Raw genomic sequence first — 17,182 nt, 5'->3', positions numbered from 1 at the left:
CGCGCGCCCCCCCCCCCCCGGGCGGGGGGGCCCCCCGCGGCCCAGTTCACCGAGGCGGTCATGCTGGCGCCGGCCACCCGTCCCGGCCGCTACACGATCCTTGAGCACCTGCGTCTGTCGGAACCGGAGATTCGCGATCGGGTGGAGGATTATGTCCGGGCCGTCGGTCGCTGAGCTCCGTGCGGTGGCCCAGCCGCACTCGACCATGGAACGCAACAGCGGCGAGCACTGGGCCGGCGTGCTCTACATGCGCAAGTTGTCGATCTACGTCACCTGGTTCCTCGCCAAGACGCCGATCACACCCAACCAGACCACCTGGCTGATGATCCTCACCGGGCTGCTGGCCGGAGCGGTGCTCGCGCTGCCCGGCCTCTGGGCCGCCGTGCTGGCGGCACTGCTGGTCCAGCTCTACCTGCTGCTCGACTGTTCCGACGGCGAGCTGGCCCGCTGGACCCGGCGCACCTCCATCACCGGTGTCTACCTCGACCGGGTCGGCCACTACTTCGCCGAGGCCGCCCTGCTCATCGGGCTGGGGTTCCGGGCGTCGGAGATCCTGCCCGACTGGTACACCGTGGCGGGCTTCGCCGCCGCGCTCGGCGCCATTCTGATCAAGGCGGAGACCGACCTGGTCGACGTGGCCCGCGCCCGCTCCGGGCTGGTCGCGGCGAGTGAGGCCTCGGCCGAGCACTTCCAGTCGCGCGGTCTGGGCCTGGCGCGCAAGGCCGCCGCGGCGCTGAGGTTCCACCGGATCGTGCAGGCGGTCGAGCTGTCCCTCCTCGTCGTGGTCGCGGCGATCTGGGACGCGATCAACGGAGGGGCGGCCGCGACGAGGGTGCTCGTGGTGGCCTGCGTGGTCGTCGCGGTGCTGCAGATGATTCTGCATCTGATCAGCATTCTGGCGTCCAGGCGGCTTTCATGAGGAACCGGATGGCGTCCGGGCGCGTCGTAGGTGCGAACACCTTACTGTTTGGCAGGTGTTCGCCGACGGTTCCGATACGCTTGTTTCCCGGTAAACAAGGAAGCATTGACCCCGCCAGAATTGCCCGATCCAGCAGACTCGGTGATCATGAACGTATGCTCCGTACGTGCTTTCGACGCGTCAAGGCGATGACCCGTTGAAGATCTCGTGCGTCATCCTCACCATGGGCAACCGGATCCCAGAGCTGGACCGGGCGGTCGAGTCCGCGCTGAACCAGGTCGACGGCGACGTCGAGGTGGTCATCGTCGGTAACGGCACCGATGTCCCCGAGCTGTCGGCCACCGTTCCCGAGGGGTCCTCGGCCTCGATCAGAAGCGTGCGGCTGAGCCACAACACGGGCATTCCCGCAGGCCGCAACCGCGGCGTCGAGGAGTGCACGGGCGATGTCGTCCTCTTCCTCGACGACGACGGCTGGTACGCCGACCAGTGGCTCGTCTCCCACCTGCGGGAGCGCTTCTCCACCGAGCACGACCTCGCGGTCGTCTCCTTCCGGGTGAAGGACCCCGACGGCGGCATCGGCCAGCGCCGCCACGTTCCCCGCCTGCGGGCGGGCGACCCCGAGCGATCCTCCCCGGTCACCACCTTCCTGGGCGGCGCGTGCGCCATCCGCAGGTCGGCGTTCCTCCAGGTCGGCGGGCTTCCCGAGCGTTTCTTCTACGCCCATGAGGAGACCGACCTGGCCTGGCGGCTCCTCGGCGAGGGCTACCGCATCGAGTACGACGCCAAGACGGTCATGTACCACCCGCAGGTCCCGCCGACCAGGCACACCGACTTCTACCGGCTCAACGCCCGCAACCGGGTCTGGCTGGCCCGCCGCAACCTTCCCTGGGTGCTCGCGACGCTCTACCTGCTCAACTGGAGCGTGCTGACCCTGATCCGCGAGCGCTCGGGGCCCGCCCTGCGCGCCTGGTTCAAGGGCTTCGGCGAGGGGCTCAGGGAACCCGCGGGAGAGCGCCGCCCGATGGGCTGGAAGACCGCCTGGCGCATGCTGCGCCTCGGCCGCCCGCCGATCGTCTGAGTCCGGTCCGGTATGGACGTCTACACCCTCGGCGAGGCCTTCGGCGTGGTCACCAGCGGCCGGATCCGCCATGAGCACGAGGCCAGGCTGGACGTCGCCGGAGCCGAGTTCAACGTCGCGATCGGGCTGTCCAGGCTCGGCCACCGGGTGAGCTGGCTGGGCAAGGTCGGCGGCGACGAGCTGGGGTCCAGGATCCTCACCGTGCTGCGCGGCGAGGGGGTGGACGTCTCCGACACCCGGGTGGACGAGGGATCGCCGACCGGGATGCTCCTGAAGGAGACGAGGCTCGGTCAGGCGGCCAGGGTCACCTACTACCGCACGGGCGCCAGGCTCGCCCAGGGGAACGTTCCCGTCGACCGGGTCGCGGCCTCGCGCGTCCTGCACGTCAGCGGGATCACCGCCGCGCTGAGCGCGCGCGACGCCATGCACGCCGCGGTACGGGCCGCGCGGACCGCGAGGGTCCCCGTCTCGGTGGCGATCGACTACCACGACCAGCTCTGGCCCGACCTGCGGGAGGCCGAGGAGACCCTCAGCGTGCTGGCCTGCTCGGCGGACGTGCTGTTCGTCCGGCAGAGCGAGCTCGACCTGGTCAAGCCCGCGCTCGCCGGAGACCGCGAGGTCATCGTGATACGCGGTGCCCGGGGGGCGAGCGTCCGGGTCGACGGCGTCCGCCATGACGCCGCCGGCGTCTCCGCGCCGGTGGTCGATCCCAACGGCTCGGGGGACGCCTTCGTCGCGGGCTATCTCAGCGCGGCGCTGGAGGGACTGCACCCGACCGACCGGCTGCGCCGCGGATTCCTGCTCGCCGCCTTCGCCTCGTCCGGCCCCAGCGACTGGCAGGGCCTCCCGACCAGGGCCGAGCTGCCCCTGCTGGAACTCGACGGCTGACTCCGTGCCCGGGCCGTCGCGCCAGTGGGCCGGAGCCGTTCACCCGGTCGTAATCCGGTCGCTCGCCGCCCCCCGTTGAGTGATCATTGATGTATGTCCGCACGTGAGATCGTTGTGCTCGGTTCCGCCAGTGCGGTTCCCACCCGTACCCGTAATCACAACGGCTATCTGCTGCACTGGGACGGACAGGGCCTGCTGTTCGACCCGGGAGAGGGTACGCAGCGGCAGATGATCCACGCCGGGCTCAGCGTGCACGACATCGACTGGATCTGCCTGACCCACTTCCACGGCGACCACTGCCTCGGAGTGCCGGGAATCGTCCAGCGGATGTCACGTGACGGGGTGGCCGAGGCGAACGCGGCCTTCCCCGCCAGCGGTGCGCTCTACTGGGAGCGGCTGCGGCACGCGACGATCTTCCACGACACCATCCGGATCCGCGAGCAGCCGCTCGGCGGCTCCGCGGTGGAACTCGACACCGCCGACGCGCCGTTCACCCTGACGGCCCGCCGGCTCGACCATCCGGTGGAGGCGTACGGCTATCGCCTGGTCGAACCCGACGGCATCACCATGCTGCCGGACGAACTCGCGGCCCGAGGCGTGCACGGCCTCGCCATCCGCAGGCTGCGGGAGGACGGCCAGGTCACCGCTCCGGACGGTACGGTGGTGACCCTGGGTGAGTGCAGCGTGCATCGCCCCGGGCAGCGGTTCGCCCTCATCATGGACACCCGCCTCTGCGACCCGGTCTTCGAGTTGGCCGACGGGGTGGACCTGCTGGTCATCGAGTCGACCTTCCTGGACGAGGACGCCGCGCTGGCCCGTGACTACGGCCACCTCACCGCCGGCCAGGCCGCCAGGGTCGCCGCCGAGGCCGGCGTCCGGCGGCTGGTCCTCACCCATTTCTCCGAGCGGTACCGCGCCGAGGACGAGTACCGCTTCGCCGACCAGGCGGCCGCCGTGTTCCGTGGCGACGTCGTCGTCGCCCACGACCTCGACCGCATCCCGGTCCCGCCCCGCAGACGACCGTGAACACCGGGTCAGGTCGCGGGCATCAGGTTGCCGGGCCTCGGTCAGGGGCGGTTCCCAGGTCCAGGTGATCGTTCATGGTGCGAAAGTCACGGCGAGCGGACAGGCTGGAGGTGTGAATACCCGGTCGCGGTACGCCGGTCGCCGTGTTCACCTCGTGCCTGCCGACCTGAGTGAGCCGACCGGGCCTGTCGCGGGGTCGTGGAACTCCCCAATCCGTGCCTTCGCGTTACTAGGGCTCCTTGGCCTCGTTGAAGGTCATGGCCATGTGGGAGACCGTGGCCGTGGCCAGGGCCCGTTTGGGCAGGCCGAGTTCGCTCAGTTCCTTGGCGATCGGGTGGTTGCCCAGGCGGATCAGGGCGCCGCCGGGGCGGGTGCGGATGCCGTGGGGGGACATCGACCACGGGATGCGGCGGGTGACGCCGTCTGAGTGACTGTAGGCGTCGAGCGCGGTCATCATGCCGGTGCCCGGCACCGGGACGCCGGGTTTGATCAGCAGGTCCAGCACCAGGCGGCCGTCCTTGCGCAGGATGCACCGCTTGTAGGGGGAGGACGTGCGCAGGTCGATGTCGGCCAGTTCCTTGGGAAAACCCCAGATCGTGCGGCCCGCCTCCAGGGTGAGGCCCTGGTCGACCGGGAGCCAGTGGACGAACGCCCCGGCGCCGGTCCTGCGCAGCTCGGACAGGTTCGCGCGCAGCCCGCCGCCGGGGGCGTGGTCCGCGCCGGGTGGCCTGGCCAGGAAGGCGATGCCGAACTCGTGGTAGGGGCCCAAATCGCCGTCGCGGTAGTCGGCGAACATCAGCGTGCACAGGGCCTTGCCGGGCAGCACCTCGGCGACGTCGAGGTGGGAGTAGGCGATCACGGCCCGTGCGGCGTCCGCCCGGACCAGATAGGAGGCGCCGCAGACCATGGCGTCTCGGACGCGGACCGGCATGGCGATCTCGCGCCCCTGAATCAGATGGCGTGCCATGCCTCCAGTAGACCAATCTCCAGGCCGGACGTCACCGGTCTGCCCGCCCATTCCTCCAGCTGCCCGACGAACGCGCCCGCGTGGTCCGGCCAGTTGTGGTGGGCCAGGGCCTCGGCGTGGCCGCGCCCGCCCATCTCCGCGGCCCCGGTGGGATCGTCCCGCAGCGCCAGCACCGCGCGCGCCACCGCCCCGGCGTCGCCGAAGGGCACGACGACCCCGCAGCCGGTGCGCTCGACCAGGGCGGCACCGGCGGGCAGCGGCGTGGTGACCACGGGAACGCCCCGGGACATGTAGTCGATGATCTTGGCCGGTACGGGCCGGCGACCGGGCGCGTCGCGCGGGAGCGACAGCCCGGCGATCGCCCCCTCGGCCATCCGCAGCGCGTGCCGGTTGGGCACGTAGCCGTACCAGTCGAGCAGGCCCTCCCGCTGCGCGTCCCGGAGCAGCGGCCTGACCCCGGCGTCGGCGGAGCCGATCAGGTCGAGCCTGATCCCGTGGGGGAGCAGCCGTCTGGCCGTCTCGATCAGCTCGGCCACGCCTCCCGCCTCGGAGAGGTGACCGATGTGGACCACCCGGTCACGGCCGGGCCGCGCGGGCGGGTTCTCGGGTACGCAGGCGGTGTCGGGGACGACCGGGTGGGGCAGGGAGAAGCGGTCCCGGTAGGAGTCGTCGGCCAGGATGAGGCGCAGCCGGTGTTCCGCTCGGGCCTCGGCCCGGCGTGCCGGTGAGGGCAGGACCCGGCGCGGGGATGTGGCGCAGGCTTCACCGCGTACGTCCCAGACGGTGGCGGGGCGGCGCCTGGGCAGGCGGGAGAGCAGCTCCGGGTCGTACACGATCAGCAGGTCGGCGCCCTCGACCCCGCGGCTGAGAGCTCCCCTGGCGGCCTTCAGCGCGCGCCTGCGGTGGTTGCCGATCGCCCGGGGCACGTCGATCGCCCGGATCCGCGGATCCGGGGTGACGTTGCAGTCGGTGAAGGGGGCGACGTAGGTGATGTCGTGCCCGGCGTCGAGAAGCGCCCGGATCTGCCGATGCGCGATCCGGGCGTCTTCTGGATGATGAACGATTGTCGCGACGCATACCCGCATATGCCGATGCTGGGCGGCTGTTCCGTCAGCACCGGATGCGTTGAGTTAATTACCGGGGAACTGCCGCTGAACTCTCCTTGGCGGCGGGCGCGGCCTCGCCGGTGGGCGCGGTGGCGGGCGCGTCCTTGGCGGCGGGGGGCGGGGAAGGTCGCCGGTAGAGCCATACCAGCCTGGGTTCGAGCAGCCACTTGAAGAGTTTGCGGGTCTCCGGCAGGCAGAGCACGATGGCCAGGGCCAGCGAGCTCGACGCGATCGCCGCCACGCCCAGCGGGCCGTACAGCCAGGGGAAGCTCAGCCAGCCCTGGTCCTTGGCGATGACCACCACGACGCCGTGCAGCAGGTAGGCGTACAGGGTGCGGGTGCCGAGGTCGGAGAACCAGGTCTCGCGGCGGGGCACCAGCGCGAGCACCGCGGCCGTCATGATCAGCGCCGCGACCAGTACGGCGGCGCGCACGCCGAAGCCCATCCACCAGGACATGTCCATGGCCTTGAAGCTGTAGCGGAAGTAGATCGGGTCGCGCGGGACGTGCGGAGCGATGAGGATCGCCACCCCGGCGGCCCCGACCAGGACGACAGCTGAAGTGATCTTGACCCAGGTGGGCTTGAGCAGGTCGAAGTGCTCGGGCTTGAGCAGCAGGCCGAGCACGTAGAACGGCAGCAGGCCGAAGAAGCGGTCGATGCTGAAGTCACCGGAGATCTCGGAGAAGCCCGCCGCCATGTAGATGACCACCGCGACCAGCAGCGGTTGCCGCATCCGGGTCCAGATGGGCGTGGAGATCCGCCAGAGGACCAGGGCCACCAGATACCAGTTCAGCCAGGCCGGATCAATTATCGTCAGCGTCCACTTCTGGCCAAGCCCGTAGCGGAGCAGCGCATAGCCGATCTCCACGACCACGTACGGGATCAGCAGTGTGTCGACCAGCTTGTTGATCTTCGCGTTGGAGTGCCAGAAGTTGCGGCCCAGGTAGCCGCTGATCAGCACGAACGCCGGCATGTGGAACATGTAGACGAACAGGTACACCGAGCTCGCCGAGTGCGCCTTCAGGGTGGGGACCAGCGAGTGGCCCATCACCACCAGGGCGATCAGGACGAACTTCACGTTGTCGAGATACGGCTCGCGCTTCTTCTTGGCAGGGGGGGCCGCGGGCTCCTCCTCGACCTGCGGCTCGCGCTCCCGCTCCGCCCGCAACTCCTGCTCGGCCTGCGGTCCCTGGTTCCAGAACGAGGATTCGCTCTCCCGGCGGTTGTTCTCCCAGTAGGAGAAGGGGCGTTCGCCACCCGCGGGCGGCGCCTGCCGGGGGGGCGTGGCGGCCTGCGGGTGCCCGGCGCCCGGGAGCGCCCCGGGCTGCCCGAGAGCCTGGGGCGCTCCCGGGGCGGGTGTCTGGGACTGGGGGGCGCCATAGGGGTGCGCGCCCGTCTGCGGCTGTGACACGGGCGGCGGGGCCCAGTCGGGCCGGGGGAGGGGCACCTGGGGGGCGCCCTGCGGGGAGGAGGCCTCCCGCACCCAGGACGGCTCCTGGGCCCACACCGCGCTCTCCTGGGCCCACGCGGCGCTTTCCTGGGGAGCCCATGCGGTGCTCTCCTGCGCCCAGACCGGGCCGTCCTGAGTCCACGGCCGAGGCGTCTCGCGGGCCCAGGTGGACTCCTGGGGCACCGGTTCGGGCTCCAGGGGCTTGGACAGGTCGAGCGGGTCGCCGGGGTGGGGCTCCCGGTATGCCGGGTAGCCGCCCCACTCAGTGACCTCGCCGGGGCCCTCCTCTTCCCGGGCGTACCGGGACGGGCGGCCGGTGGCCGGGCCACCGTCCGGCGGCTCCGGCCATGTGGGCTGGTGTCCGCCGGGCGCCTGCGCCTGGCCGGGCATCGGCCACGGGGCGGGCTTCCGGCCCTGTCTGCCGGCGGACCCGCCGTGGCCGTCGGAACCGCCGTCGTCCTGGGGGGCCGGCACCTGGAAGGATCGGATGTCGCTCACGAGGGGAAGGCTCAGCTATCTGTCGGAGACCGGGGAGTAGTCGGGCAGACTGGCGGGGGCGCCCGGGGCTGGCCGGGGGTGTGGCCGGGCGAGCGTTCGCCTCGCCGCCTCGACCACCCTAGACCGACTGTGAGCCCGCTGTCGCACGCACGCACTCTGATTCGGGAGGTTCTCGGGTAATCGTGACTGTCCAAAACCCGGGAACGGCGGGTGCTCGCCGTTTTCCCGGGCGGTGGCGTCCCGCTGTCCGGTGACGGGTGTCCGGTTCGCCTGGTTCTGTGGCGGCACCCGGTCGTCCGGACGCCGTGGCCTCGCGGCTCGGCCCGGTCACGAGGCCCGGTCACGAGGCCCGGTCACGAGGCCCGGCCGGGGTGTCCGGGCACAGTGCCGCCTGGACGCCCTCGCCAGGCCGAGTGCCGGGCGAGTGCCGGGCGAGGATGTCAGGTGCAGGGGTTGGTCTTGCTGTCGACGACCTTGTCCGTGAGGGCGTCCGGGATCTTGGGAAGGACCCGGACCCCCGGCCAGTCGGCACCGATGATCAGCTGGATGACCGGTCCGGTCGGGGCCTTGGCGCCGGGGGTGGGTTTGGGGGCCGTGGGCGGCGTGTACTTGTCGGTGGTGACCGGCTTGACCTTGCCCGCGACCGGGGCGCGCTTGTCGCCGGAGAGCCTGGCGGCCACCGCGTCGCCGTAGGCGGGGCCGTCCTCGGTGTCCTTCTTGGCGTAGCGCACCGTGGTGGTGGGCACGTTGCCGGTCGCCGGGCGGGCGTTGCCGACGTGGGTGACCACGAAACCCTGCTCGGCCAGCTCGTCGGCCACCTGCTTGGCCCGGCCCGGCGTGTCCGTGCCGTTGAACACCTGGAGCCTGACCTGCTCGCGGTTGACGGTCTTGACCTTGGTGTCGGGGGGCGGGGTGACCTCGGTGTCGTTCTTGATCGCGGCGAAGAGCTGGTCCGCGTACGGCTGCACCCAGGCGACCCGGTTCTTGTCGTCCGGGTGTGGGCCCCATGGGACGGTGATCAGTTTGACGCCGCTCGCGGTCAGCTTCTGGGCGCTCTGCCCGATCTCCAGCAGGGTGCCGGTGTCCTTCGCGAGGTCTTCGTCCATCCGGACGGACTGGGCGGCGACCTTGATGAAGTTCTGCAGTTTGAAGGGGTCGGTCAGCAGTTCGCTGCTGGTGGCCTTCTTCACCACCTGGCTGAGGAAGACCTGCTGGCGTTTGATCCGGCCGATGTCGCTGCCGTCGCCGTAGTTGCGCAGCCGGACGTAGCCCAGCGCCTTCTCACCGGCCAGCAGGTGCCAGCCGGCCGCGAGGGTGAGCTTGGACTTCTTGTCGTCGACCGGCTTGGTCAGGCAGATCCGGACACCGCCGAGGGCGTTCACGATGTTCTTGAAACCGGTGAAGTCCACCTCGACGAAGTGGTCGATCCGGATGTCGGTGAGCGCCTCGATGGTGGAGATCGTGCAGGTGATGCCGCCCTCGTTGTAGGCGGCGTTGATCATCTCGGTGCGGGCCGCGACCGGCGCGCCGGTCTCGGACGTGCAGGCGGGCATGGCGACCACCGAGTCGCGGGGGAAGCTGACGAACGTCGCCTTGTCGCGGTCGGGCGCGATGTGCATGAGGATGATCGTGTCGGTGCGCTTGCCCGCGTCGGCCATCTTCTGGCCGTACTTCAGGTTGTCGCCCTCGCGGGTGTCGGAGCCCACGATCAGCACGTTGAGCGCGCCCGTGGCGTTCACCGGCCGGTTGTTGCCCAGTTTGCCGGTGAGGCTGATCGTCTTGACCTCGCCGAGCGTGTCCCGGTAGACCTTGTAGCCGCCCAGGGTGCTGAGCACCAGCAGGCCGGTCGCCGCGATGCTCGCCCAGGCGCCGATGCCGATCCGCTTCTGCTTGCGGCCCCTGCCCTTCGGCGGACTCTCCTTGGGCTGTGGCGGAGGGGCCGCCGGGGGAGGGCCTTCCCCGCCCGCGCGCCGGGCCCCTCTGCGGCCGTGGGAGGCGGGTGCCGTCCGCTGGTCTCTCGCGGAGGCCTGCCGGTGGTCGCTCATCCGATTCCCCTGCTTGGCGGCATCGTCCGGTTCTCGCGCAGCTCGCTCATCGCGCCCAGAGAGTAGATCACGAGGGGCGCGCCAGGAGACGTGATGATGCGAACTTGGCCAAGACCGCCCCCTGCCACCGCCGTGATGATCCGGCGGCCAGCATACTCAAATGCGGACATTTAGTGGAATGTTACTGAAATTAGGTTTACGTACGGCCAGGGCTGCCGCGAGGCAGGCGGCGGGTACGGCCGGCAGGACGTACCGGTAGTCGAACTCCGCCACCGCGGGGGGCATCGCGAGCAGCACCACCGCCACCGACCAGGGCAGCACCCACGCCGTGCCGGCCGGGCGGAACCGCCGGACGCACGCCGCCGCGGGGGGCAGCAGCAGGATCACCAGCACCGCCGCGCCGGGCAGTCCGGCGCCTTTCTGGTAGGTACGGATCCAGCCCGCGTACGGTTCGACGATCCGGGTGGTGATCGGACCCCGCTGGTAGCGCTCCGCGGCCTGGGCGCCCACGGTCGCCGGGTAGCGTCCGGGCGGCGCGGGCGGCGTCGCGGGGAACAGGTAGTGGTCGTAGATCTCCTGATCCGGGTAGACCGGGCGGTCCACGGTGAACGAGCGGGCCAGTTCCGAGGCGACCGAGCCCAGGTAGTCCAGCGGCTGGCTGCGGATCGCCAGTGACGCGAACCGCCCGGCCAGCGCGTCGTTCCCGCGGCTGAAGGTGATGCCGGGCAGCCTGACCAGCGGCGAGTCCTGCGCCCAGACGTACTCCTGCGCGGGCGGGCGCAGGGCGGGCGGGCGGGGGTCGCAGAGCACCGCCAGGTCCGGTGGCGGGCGCATCATGTCGCAGTCGGCGAAGGTCATCGTCTTGGCGTAGAGGAAGACCCCGTTCGCGCCCACGATGCCGATCCGCTGGTACGTCGCGTGGAACCAGGCCCCGTACCCGAGGATCGGCACCGCGGCGGCGGCGATCATCACCCCCGCCGCGGCCACCCGGCCCCGCTGCTTGAAGATCAGCCAGGCCGCGAAGAGCGCGACCAGCGGCAGCCCGACGGTCCTGGTCAGCGTGGCCGCCGCGAGCAGCAGCCCGATCCCGCACGCGGTACGCCGGCCGACGGATCGGCGCACGGCCAGGCAGGCCGCCGAGAGGAGCAGGACCGTGAACAGGGTGTCGGAGACCAGCAGGTGTTCCAGCTCGATCTGGTAGGCGTCCAGCAGGGAGGGGGCGGACGCGAGCGTCGCGGCCCAGGCGGGCGCGCCCAGCCGCCGCGCGGTGAGATAGACCAGCACGCCGGCACCCAGCCCCAGCAGGTGCTGGGCCAGCGCGACGAGGGCGAAGTCGTGGAACGGTTCGAGCAGTCGCAGGAACATCGAGTACCCGGCCGGGCGGACCAGGTCGGGCCGGGGCTTCAACGCGGTGACGACGTAGGTGTAGGAGTCGGGGAACCAGAGCGCGGGCCGGTAGCCGAGCATGGCGATCACCCGCAGCGTGGCCCCCACACCCAGCACGAGCAGGAACCAGCGGTGCTCGGAGAACCGGCAACGGTCCGGGAACCGCCGCCGGGCGGGGGGCCGGCCACGTTTCGGGAGCCCGCGAGGAGCGGGGAGGACGTCGTCGCTCATGCGGTGGCCACGAATCCCGGCCGGGTTCCGGTCACCGCCCCGCCGAGGCCGCCGTGCGAGATCGCGAGTCGCCGGATCCGGCCGACACGCGCGGTCGCCGTCCCCCGGGACCGGTGATGCCGCAGCCCAGCCCACCCGACCACTCTTCCCCCTTCTGACGCGCTGCGCGTACGCTACCGGCTTCCATACCCGGGAGGCGCCGGGTGGCACGGCGCCGCCGTCCCGCGCGCCCGTGCCCGGCGCGGGCCTCGGTTGCCAGTACGCTCGGGTCGAATCATGACCACCGGCCGGCTGGATCGTACGCGCGGGCCCTCGGCGGGCCTCTCGGCGGGCAAGGTGCTCGCCGTGGTCTCGGTCGTGCCCGCACTCGTCCTGGCGGGCTGGCTGCTGGCCGGGCTGCCGCTGCTGCTGCTCGGCTGGTTCCGGCCGCTCGCCGCGGTCCCGCTGGGCCTGTCGGCCGCCGCGCTGCTCTGCCGGTACGGTCTGCGGCGCCTGCCGGAGACCGTACCGGCGACGGCGTGGCAGGTCACCGGGGTGATCGCGGTCGCACTGGCCTCCGGGGTCCTCAACGGCCTGTTCCGCAGCGAGCAGCTGATCGTCCGACGCGACCCCGCCACCTACGCGCAGTACGGCCTCTGGCTGGCCGGGCACGGCTCGCTGCCCGTCCCCTTCCAGGAGCAGGCCTTCGGCGGCCTCGACCCGGCGCTGCACTTCGACAGCGTGGGCTTCTACGGCTTCGACGGCGCGGTCGTGCCGCAGTTCATGCCGGGGGCGCCGATGCTCCACGCGGTGGGCGCCTGGCTCGGTGACGTCGCCGGGCTGCTGCTGGTGCCGCCGGTGCTGGGAGCGGCGGCGGTGCTGGTGTTCGCCGGGGTCGTGGCCCGGCTCGTCGGGGCCCGCTGGGCGCCTCTCGCCGCCCTGGTCTTCGCCGTCAGCCTGCCGATCCTCTACACCTCGCGGACCACCTTCAGCGAGATCCCGTCCCTGATCCTGCTCTTCGGCGGCCTCGCCCTGCTGTACGACGCCGAGGCCAGGCTCCGCTCCGGTGCCGTCGCCTCGCCGTCCGAGCCCTCCGGCACCGGACCGGCGGCGATCCGCTCCGCGCGGGCCGGGGCCGCCCTGGCGGGGCTGGTGTTCGGGCTGGCCGTCATGGTCAGGATCGACGGGCTGCGCGACGTGCTTCCCGTGCTCGTCTACGCCGGGCTGCTCATCGCCGTCCGCCGGGCCGGGAACCGCGACGCGGGGCGGCTGGGCGTGCCGCTGCTCAGCGGGCTGGCGGTGGGGGCCGGGCTGGGCTTCGCCGCCGCCTACCTGCTCTCCCGCCCCTACCTGAAGTACCTGTCGGGCTCGCTCATCCCGCTGCTGGCCATCTGCGGCGCGGTCGTGGTGCTCACCGTCGCGGTGGCGGCGCTCGCTCCCCGGCTCGCGGCGCCGCTGCGGCGCGCCGCCCGGATGCCGAGGCTGCCCGAGATCGCCGGCGGCCTGGTCGTGCTGGTCGGGGCGGCCTTCGCGGCCCGGCCCTGGTTGCAGACCGTGATCCGGCCGCCCGCCACCGTCGAGGACCGGCTGACCGCCGACTTCATCGCCGGGGTCCAGCGGGTCAACGGCCTGCCGATCGACGGTTCCCGGCTCTACTACGAGAACTCGGCGTACTGGGTGATCTGGTACGTCGGGCTTCCCGCGGCGCTCCTGGCCACCTTCGCCGCGGCGCTGCTCGCGCGCAGGCTGGTGCGGGGGACGGCTCCGGAGTGGCTGCTGCCGCTGGCCGTCATCGCCTGGACCACGGTCACCACGCTCTACCGCCCCGGGATCACTCCCGACCAGCCGTGGGCCGCCCGCCGGCTGGTCCCCGTCGTCATCCCCGGCTTGATCCTGCTGGCCGTCTGGGGCCTGGACCGGGCGCGCGAGCGGGCCCGCAGGTCCGGGTACGGTCCGCGGGCCCGCAGGGGCCTCGCCACGGCCGGTGCGGTCCTCCTCCTCGTCCCGGTGGCGTTCGTCTCGGGGGGGACCGCCTTCACCCCGATCGAGCGTGGCGAGCGTGCCGCGGTCGAGGCGCTGTGCGCGGCCCTGCCCGCGCGCGCCTCGGTGCTCGTCGTCGAGCGCGTCACCGCCGCCCGCTTCACCCAGCTCGTCCGGAGCAGCTGCGGCCTGCCCGCCGCCCGGGTCACCCTCTACCGCACCAACGTCCCCAGGAAGAGCGACGTCACCCGCCTGGCGGCCCGTATCCGGGCGGCCGGCCGCGTCCCGGTCCTGCTGGCCGCCGAGGCCCGCCAGGTCTCCGGGTACGGCACCCCCGTCCACATCATGAACCTCCGCGTCCGCCAGGACGAGCGCTCCCTCGTCGACCCCCCCAATGGCACCTGGTCCCTGGCCGCCGACGTCTGGATGGTGGTTCCTCGTGAGGATCCGAGAACCTGAGAAAAGCGATCATCGAATCGCGGGGGTGCGTGTCAGGATATTGGCGGAAAGATTCGCTTATGGCTGGGTGGCGCATTGAACGTGACGGATCCGACAGTCGGCTCGGACGACGGAGACGCCGGGACCCGCGGTGCACGGGGCCTCAGCCGTGTGTCTTCTGGTAGGGCTGCCTTCGAGACCGAGGAGTTGTCCCTCGGGAGTCCGGGGTGGGGGTCTCGTGCCCGAAGGCGGGCCGGGGGGCGTCGTGCCCTGCTGACCGGTGCGGTGGTCGCCGCCGTGCTGCTCGGGGCGGTGGGGAGCGTCGGCTCGCCCCTCCTGGAGGGCACCGCCAGGGGAGCCACGTCTCCTGACGGACCGTGGCCCGGGAACAAGAAGGTGTCCCCGCCGCCAGGCGACTGGCCGGAGGGCGGTACGTTCGACGTCTTCCTGTGTAAGGACCAGGACTCTTTCAAGCAGTGCCGCAAGCGGGGGATCACGGCGAAGCAGAAACGCGCGCTTGAGGCGAGGCTGCGGGCGATGCCCGAGGTGGCGGAGGTGGAGTTTGAGTCCCGGGAGGAGGCGTACGCGACCTTCAGGGAGCAGAACGCCGACAACAAGGTTCTGCTCTCCGCCATCTGGTTGGAGGACATGCCGGAGTCGTTCAAAGGCAGGCTCCATCGATGGCGCGACCTCGCACCGTTCGGATCCGCGATGAACAAGGTGCCGGGCGTCTCCAACGTTTTTACCTTCGGAGAGTTCTTCTGGCAGGGCAGAGCGGACGTCACCGTCTCGTTGTGCGGACGCAAAGGGACGATCTTCGCCTGTAAGGGGCGGGGACCGGCCACGGCGCGGGAGCGGAAGGCCGTCGGGGCCAGGCTCGTCGCCCTGCGGGAGAGCGAGAGTGTCTACTTCGAGAACGTCGCCCACGCCCGCCGGGTGTTCGCGTACAGGTGGGGGCAGAAGTCCAGTGATGCTCCTCTTCCCGAGAGCTACCACGTCAAGGTCGCGGATCCTGCGGGTGTGCCTGCGGTCATCGACGCGGTCAAGGGGATGGCGGGCGTCGGACCCGTCAGGCGCGTGGACGAAGGCTGTTCCTGGCTGGGAATCACCCAGGAATGCTCAGGGGAGCTGTCCTGAGAACGTGATGTGCGCTCGGCTCGTGGCTGGGCAGAGTATCCTCGCCCGTCGGAGAGCATGCCCGAGAGCCCGAGAGTGGATCAGCTGTGGACGCAACGCCGTACGTGACCATCGTCCTGCCCTGTTACAACGAGCAGGACCACGTCATCGCCGAGGTCGAGCGCATCTGCGAGGCGATGGACCACAGCGGGTACACCTACGAGCTCGTGGCGGTCGACGACTTCTCCACGGACCAGACCCTGGCCAGGCTCGAAGAGGCCGCGCCGAGGTTTCCGCACATGCGGATCAGGGCCTTCCACCGCAACGGCGGTTCCGGTACGGTGCGCAGGATCGGCACCCAGGAGGCGCGCGGCGAGATCGTCGTGTGGACCGACGCCGACATGACCTACCCGAACGAGCGCATCCCCGAGCTCATCCAGATCCTGGAGAAGGACCCGGCGATCGACCAGGTCGTGGGCGCGCGGACCAGCGAGGAGGGCTCGCACAAGTTCCTCCGGGTGCCGGCCAAGTGGTTCATCCGCAAGGTGGCCGAGCGGCTGGCCGGGCAGAAGATCCCCGACCTCAACAGCGGGCTGCGGGCGTTCCGCAAGTCGGTCGCCAAGCCCTACCTGCGGCTGCTGCCGCCGGGCTTCTCCTGCGTCACCACGATCACCCTGTCGTTCCTGTCGAACCAGCACGACGTCTACTACCTGCCGATCGCCTACAGCAAGCGGGCCGGTAAGTCGAAGTTCAGCTTCGTCTCCGACGCGTACCGCTACATCCTGCAGGTACTGCGGATGATCATGTACTTCAACCCGCTCAAGGTCCTCATGCCGCCCGCGATCTGGCTGATCTGCATCGGGCTGGCCAAGGGGGTCTACGACAACGTCAAGACGCCGTTCTACCTGGCCAGCAACACCATCGTGATCTTCATCTCCGGCCTGCTCATCGGCTCGCTGGCGCTGCTGGCCGACCTCATCGTGCGCTCCAGGAGCGAGTAGATGCGGATCGCCGTCGTCGGGCCGACGTACCCCTACAAGGGGGGCGGCGCCGCGCACACCACGGAACTGGCCCATCGGCTGAGAGCGGCCGGGCACGACGTGGTGATCGAGTCGTGGCGGGCGCAGTACCCCTCCTTCCTGTACCCGGGGCAGCAGACCGTCGACACCCCCGACGGTGAGCCGTTCCCGCACGTCCGGCGTGACCTCGACTGGCGCCGCCCGGACGGCTGGATCCGCGCCGGACGACGGCTGCGGGGCGTCGACCTGGTCGTCCTCGCCGTCCTCAGCCCGGTGCAGGTCCCGTCCTACCTGGGCATCCTGTACGGCCTGGGGCGCATGACCCGGGTCGTGGCGCTCTGCCACAACGTCCTGCCGCACGAGCGCAAGCCGTACGACACCCCGCTGATGAAGGCGCTGCTGCGCAGGGTGGACGCGGTGCTCGTGCACTCCGGGCGGCAGGCCGCGCAGGCCCGCGAGCTGACCGCCGCGCCCGTGCGGGTGGCCGAGATGGCTCCGCACCTGCCGTCGGGAAACGCGGGGCGCGGCCCCGCGGAGGGCGTGCACGACCGGCTGCTGTTCTTCGGCCTCGTGCGGCCGTACAAGGGGCTCGACCTGCTCGTCCGAGCGCTGCCCGAGGGCGTGTCGCTGCGGGTGGCCGGGGAGTTCTGGGGCGGCCAGGAGGAGGCGACGAGGGCGCTGGTCGCCGAGCTCGGGCTGACCGGGCGGGTGGAGCTGCGGCCGGGCTACGTGCCGGCGGCGGACGTGCCCGAGCTGTTCGCGGACGTGGACGCGCTGGTACTGCCCTACCGGAGCGGGACGGCCAGCCAGCAGGTGTGGTTCGGCCACGAGCACGGGGTGCCGGTGATCGCCAGCCGGGCGGGCACGCTCGGCGACCACGTCACCGACGGGGTGGACGGGCTGCTGGTCGAGCCGGGTTCGGTGGAGGAACTGCGCGCCGCGCTGGCCGCGTTCTACCGCCCCGGCGAGCCCGAGCGGCTCCGCGCCGGGGTCAAGGCGGTCGACCCCGAGCCGTACTGGACCTCCTACGTCGAGGCGCTGGTCTCGCGCTGAGCC

13 protein-coding genes and 1 pseudogene are annotated in these 17,182 nt (G+C 71.3%); 9 read left to right on the top strand and 5 right to left on the bottom strand.

Features of this window, described 5'->3' with window-relative positions; genetic code table 11:
- The 5 genes and pseudogenes from AB0J58_RS17500 to AB0J58_RS17480 form a co-directional block, all read left to right on the top strand.
- Positions 1-174 (top strand): annotated as a pseudogene (locus AB0J58_RS17500) (3-dehydroquinate synthase); the annotation flags it as partial.
- Complete coding sequence (locus AB0J58_RS17495) at positions 152-919, top strand: CDP-alcohol phosphatidyltransferase family protein (RefSeq protein ID WP_364216548.1); 768 nt, start codon at positions 152-154, stop codon at positions 917-919. The pseudogene AB0J58_RS17500 and the gene AB0J58_RS17495, both read left to right, overlap by 23 nt.
- A 196-nt stretch (positions 920-1,115) precedes the next feature.
- Positions 1,116-1,997, top strand: a complete 882-nt coding sequence (locus AB0J58_RS17490) for a glycosyltransferase (RefSeq protein WP_343980403.1) — start codon at positions 1,116-1,118, stop codon at positions 1,995-1,997.
- Between the two features lie 12 nt (positions 1,998-2,009).
- Positions 2,010-2,885 (top strand): sugar kinase, encoded by an 876-nt coding sequence (locus AB0J58_RS17485; protein ID WP_343980385.1) that lies wholly within the window; start codon positions 2,010-2,012, stop codon positions 2,883-2,885.
- 93 nt (positions 2,886-2,978) lie between these two features.
- Positions 2,979-3,911: a ribonuclease Z gene (locus AB0J58_RS17480; protein WP_364216545.1), complete on the top strand. Its 933-nt coding sequence runs from the start codon at positions 2,979-2,981 to the stop codon at positions 3,909-3,911.
- 229 nt (positions 3,912-4,140) lie between these two features.
- On the opposite strand, the gene AB0J58_RS17475 is transcribed toward AB0J58_RS17480, so the two are convergent.
- The 5 genes from AB0J58_RS17475 to AB0J58_RS17455 form a co-directional block, all read right to left on the bottom strand.
- On the bottom strand, positions 4,141-4,878 hold the full coding sequence (locus AB0J58_RS17475; RefSeq protein WP_343980379.1) for an acetoacetate decarboxylase family protein: 738 nt from the start codon (positions 4,876-4,878) through the stop codon (positions 4,141-4,143).
- Positions 4,863-5,963: a glycosyltransferase gene (locus AB0J58_RS17470; protein WP_364216542.1), complete on the bottom strand. Its 1,101-nt coding sequence runs from the start codon at positions 5,961-5,963 to the stop codon at positions 4,863-4,865. The genes AB0J58_RS17475 and AB0J58_RS17470 overlap by 16 nt, the downstream gene beginning before the upstream one ends.
- A gap of 49 nt (positions 5,964-6,012) precedes the next feature.
- A complete protein-coding gene (locus tag AB0J58_RS17465; protein WP_364216539.1) occupies positions 6,013-7,932 on the bottom strand; it encodes an acyltransferase family protein in 1,920 nt (639 codons plus the stop codon).
- Between the two features lie 440 nt (positions 7,933-8,372).
- Positions 8,373-9,977 (bottom strand): LCP family protein, encoded by a 1,605-nt coding sequence (locus tag AB0J58_RS17460; RefSeq protein ID WP_364216536.1) that lies wholly within the window; start codon positions 9,975-9,977, stop codon positions 8,373-8,375.
- Positions 9,978-10,133: 156 nt separating this feature from the next.
- Complete coding sequence (locus tag AB0J58_RS17455; RefSeq protein ID WP_364216533.1) at positions 10,134-11,594, bottom strand: hypothetical protein; 1,461 nt, start codon at positions 11,592-11,594, stop codon at positions 10,134-10,136.
- A 276-nt stretch (positions 11,595-11,870) separates the two neighbouring features.
- On the opposite strand from AB0J58_RS17455, the gene AB0J58_RS17450 reads away from it, so the two are divergent.
- From AB0J58_RS17450 to AB0J58_RS17435, 4 genes are all read left to right on the top strand, one after another.
- Positions 11,871-14,012: a hypothetical protein gene (locus AB0J58_RS17450; protein ID WP_364216530.1), complete on the top strand. Its 2,142-nt coding sequence runs from the start codon at positions 11,871-11,873 to the stop codon at positions 14,010-14,012.
- Between the two features lie 150 nt (positions 14,013-14,162).
- The gene (locus AB0J58_RS17445) at positions 14,163-15,128 is read left to right on the top strand and encodes a permease-like cell division protein FtsX (protein WP_364216527.1); all 966 of its coding nucleotides are present in this window, start codon (positions 14,163-14,165) and stop codon (positions 15,126-15,128) included.
- An 86-nt stretch (positions 15,129-15,214) separates the two neighbouring features.
- Positions 15,215-16,108 carry a glycosyltransferase family 2 protein gene (locus tag AB0J58_RS17440; RefSeq protein ID WP_364216524.1) on the top strand — a complete coding sequence of 298 codons (894 nt, stop codon included), beginning with the start codon at positions 15,215-15,217 and terminating at the stop codon, positions 16,106-16,108.
- Complete coding sequence (locus AB0J58_RS17435) at positions 16,109-17,179, top strand: glycosyltransferase family 4 protein (protein WP_364216521.1); 1,071 nt, start codon at positions 16,109-16,111, stop codon at positions 17,177-17,179. It abuts the gene before it with no gap.
- Positions 17,180-17,182: the final 3 nt, after the last annotated feature.

The organism is Streptosporangium sp. NPDC049644 (genome assembly GCF_040675205.1).
Taxonomy (GTDB): Bacteria; Actinomycetota; Actinomycetes; order Streptosporangiales; family Streptosporangiaceae; genus Streptosporangium; species Streptosporangium fukuiense.
The sequence above is the reverse complement of the archived record's forward strand: the minus strand, read 5'-3'. Positions and strand labels throughout refer to the sequence as shown.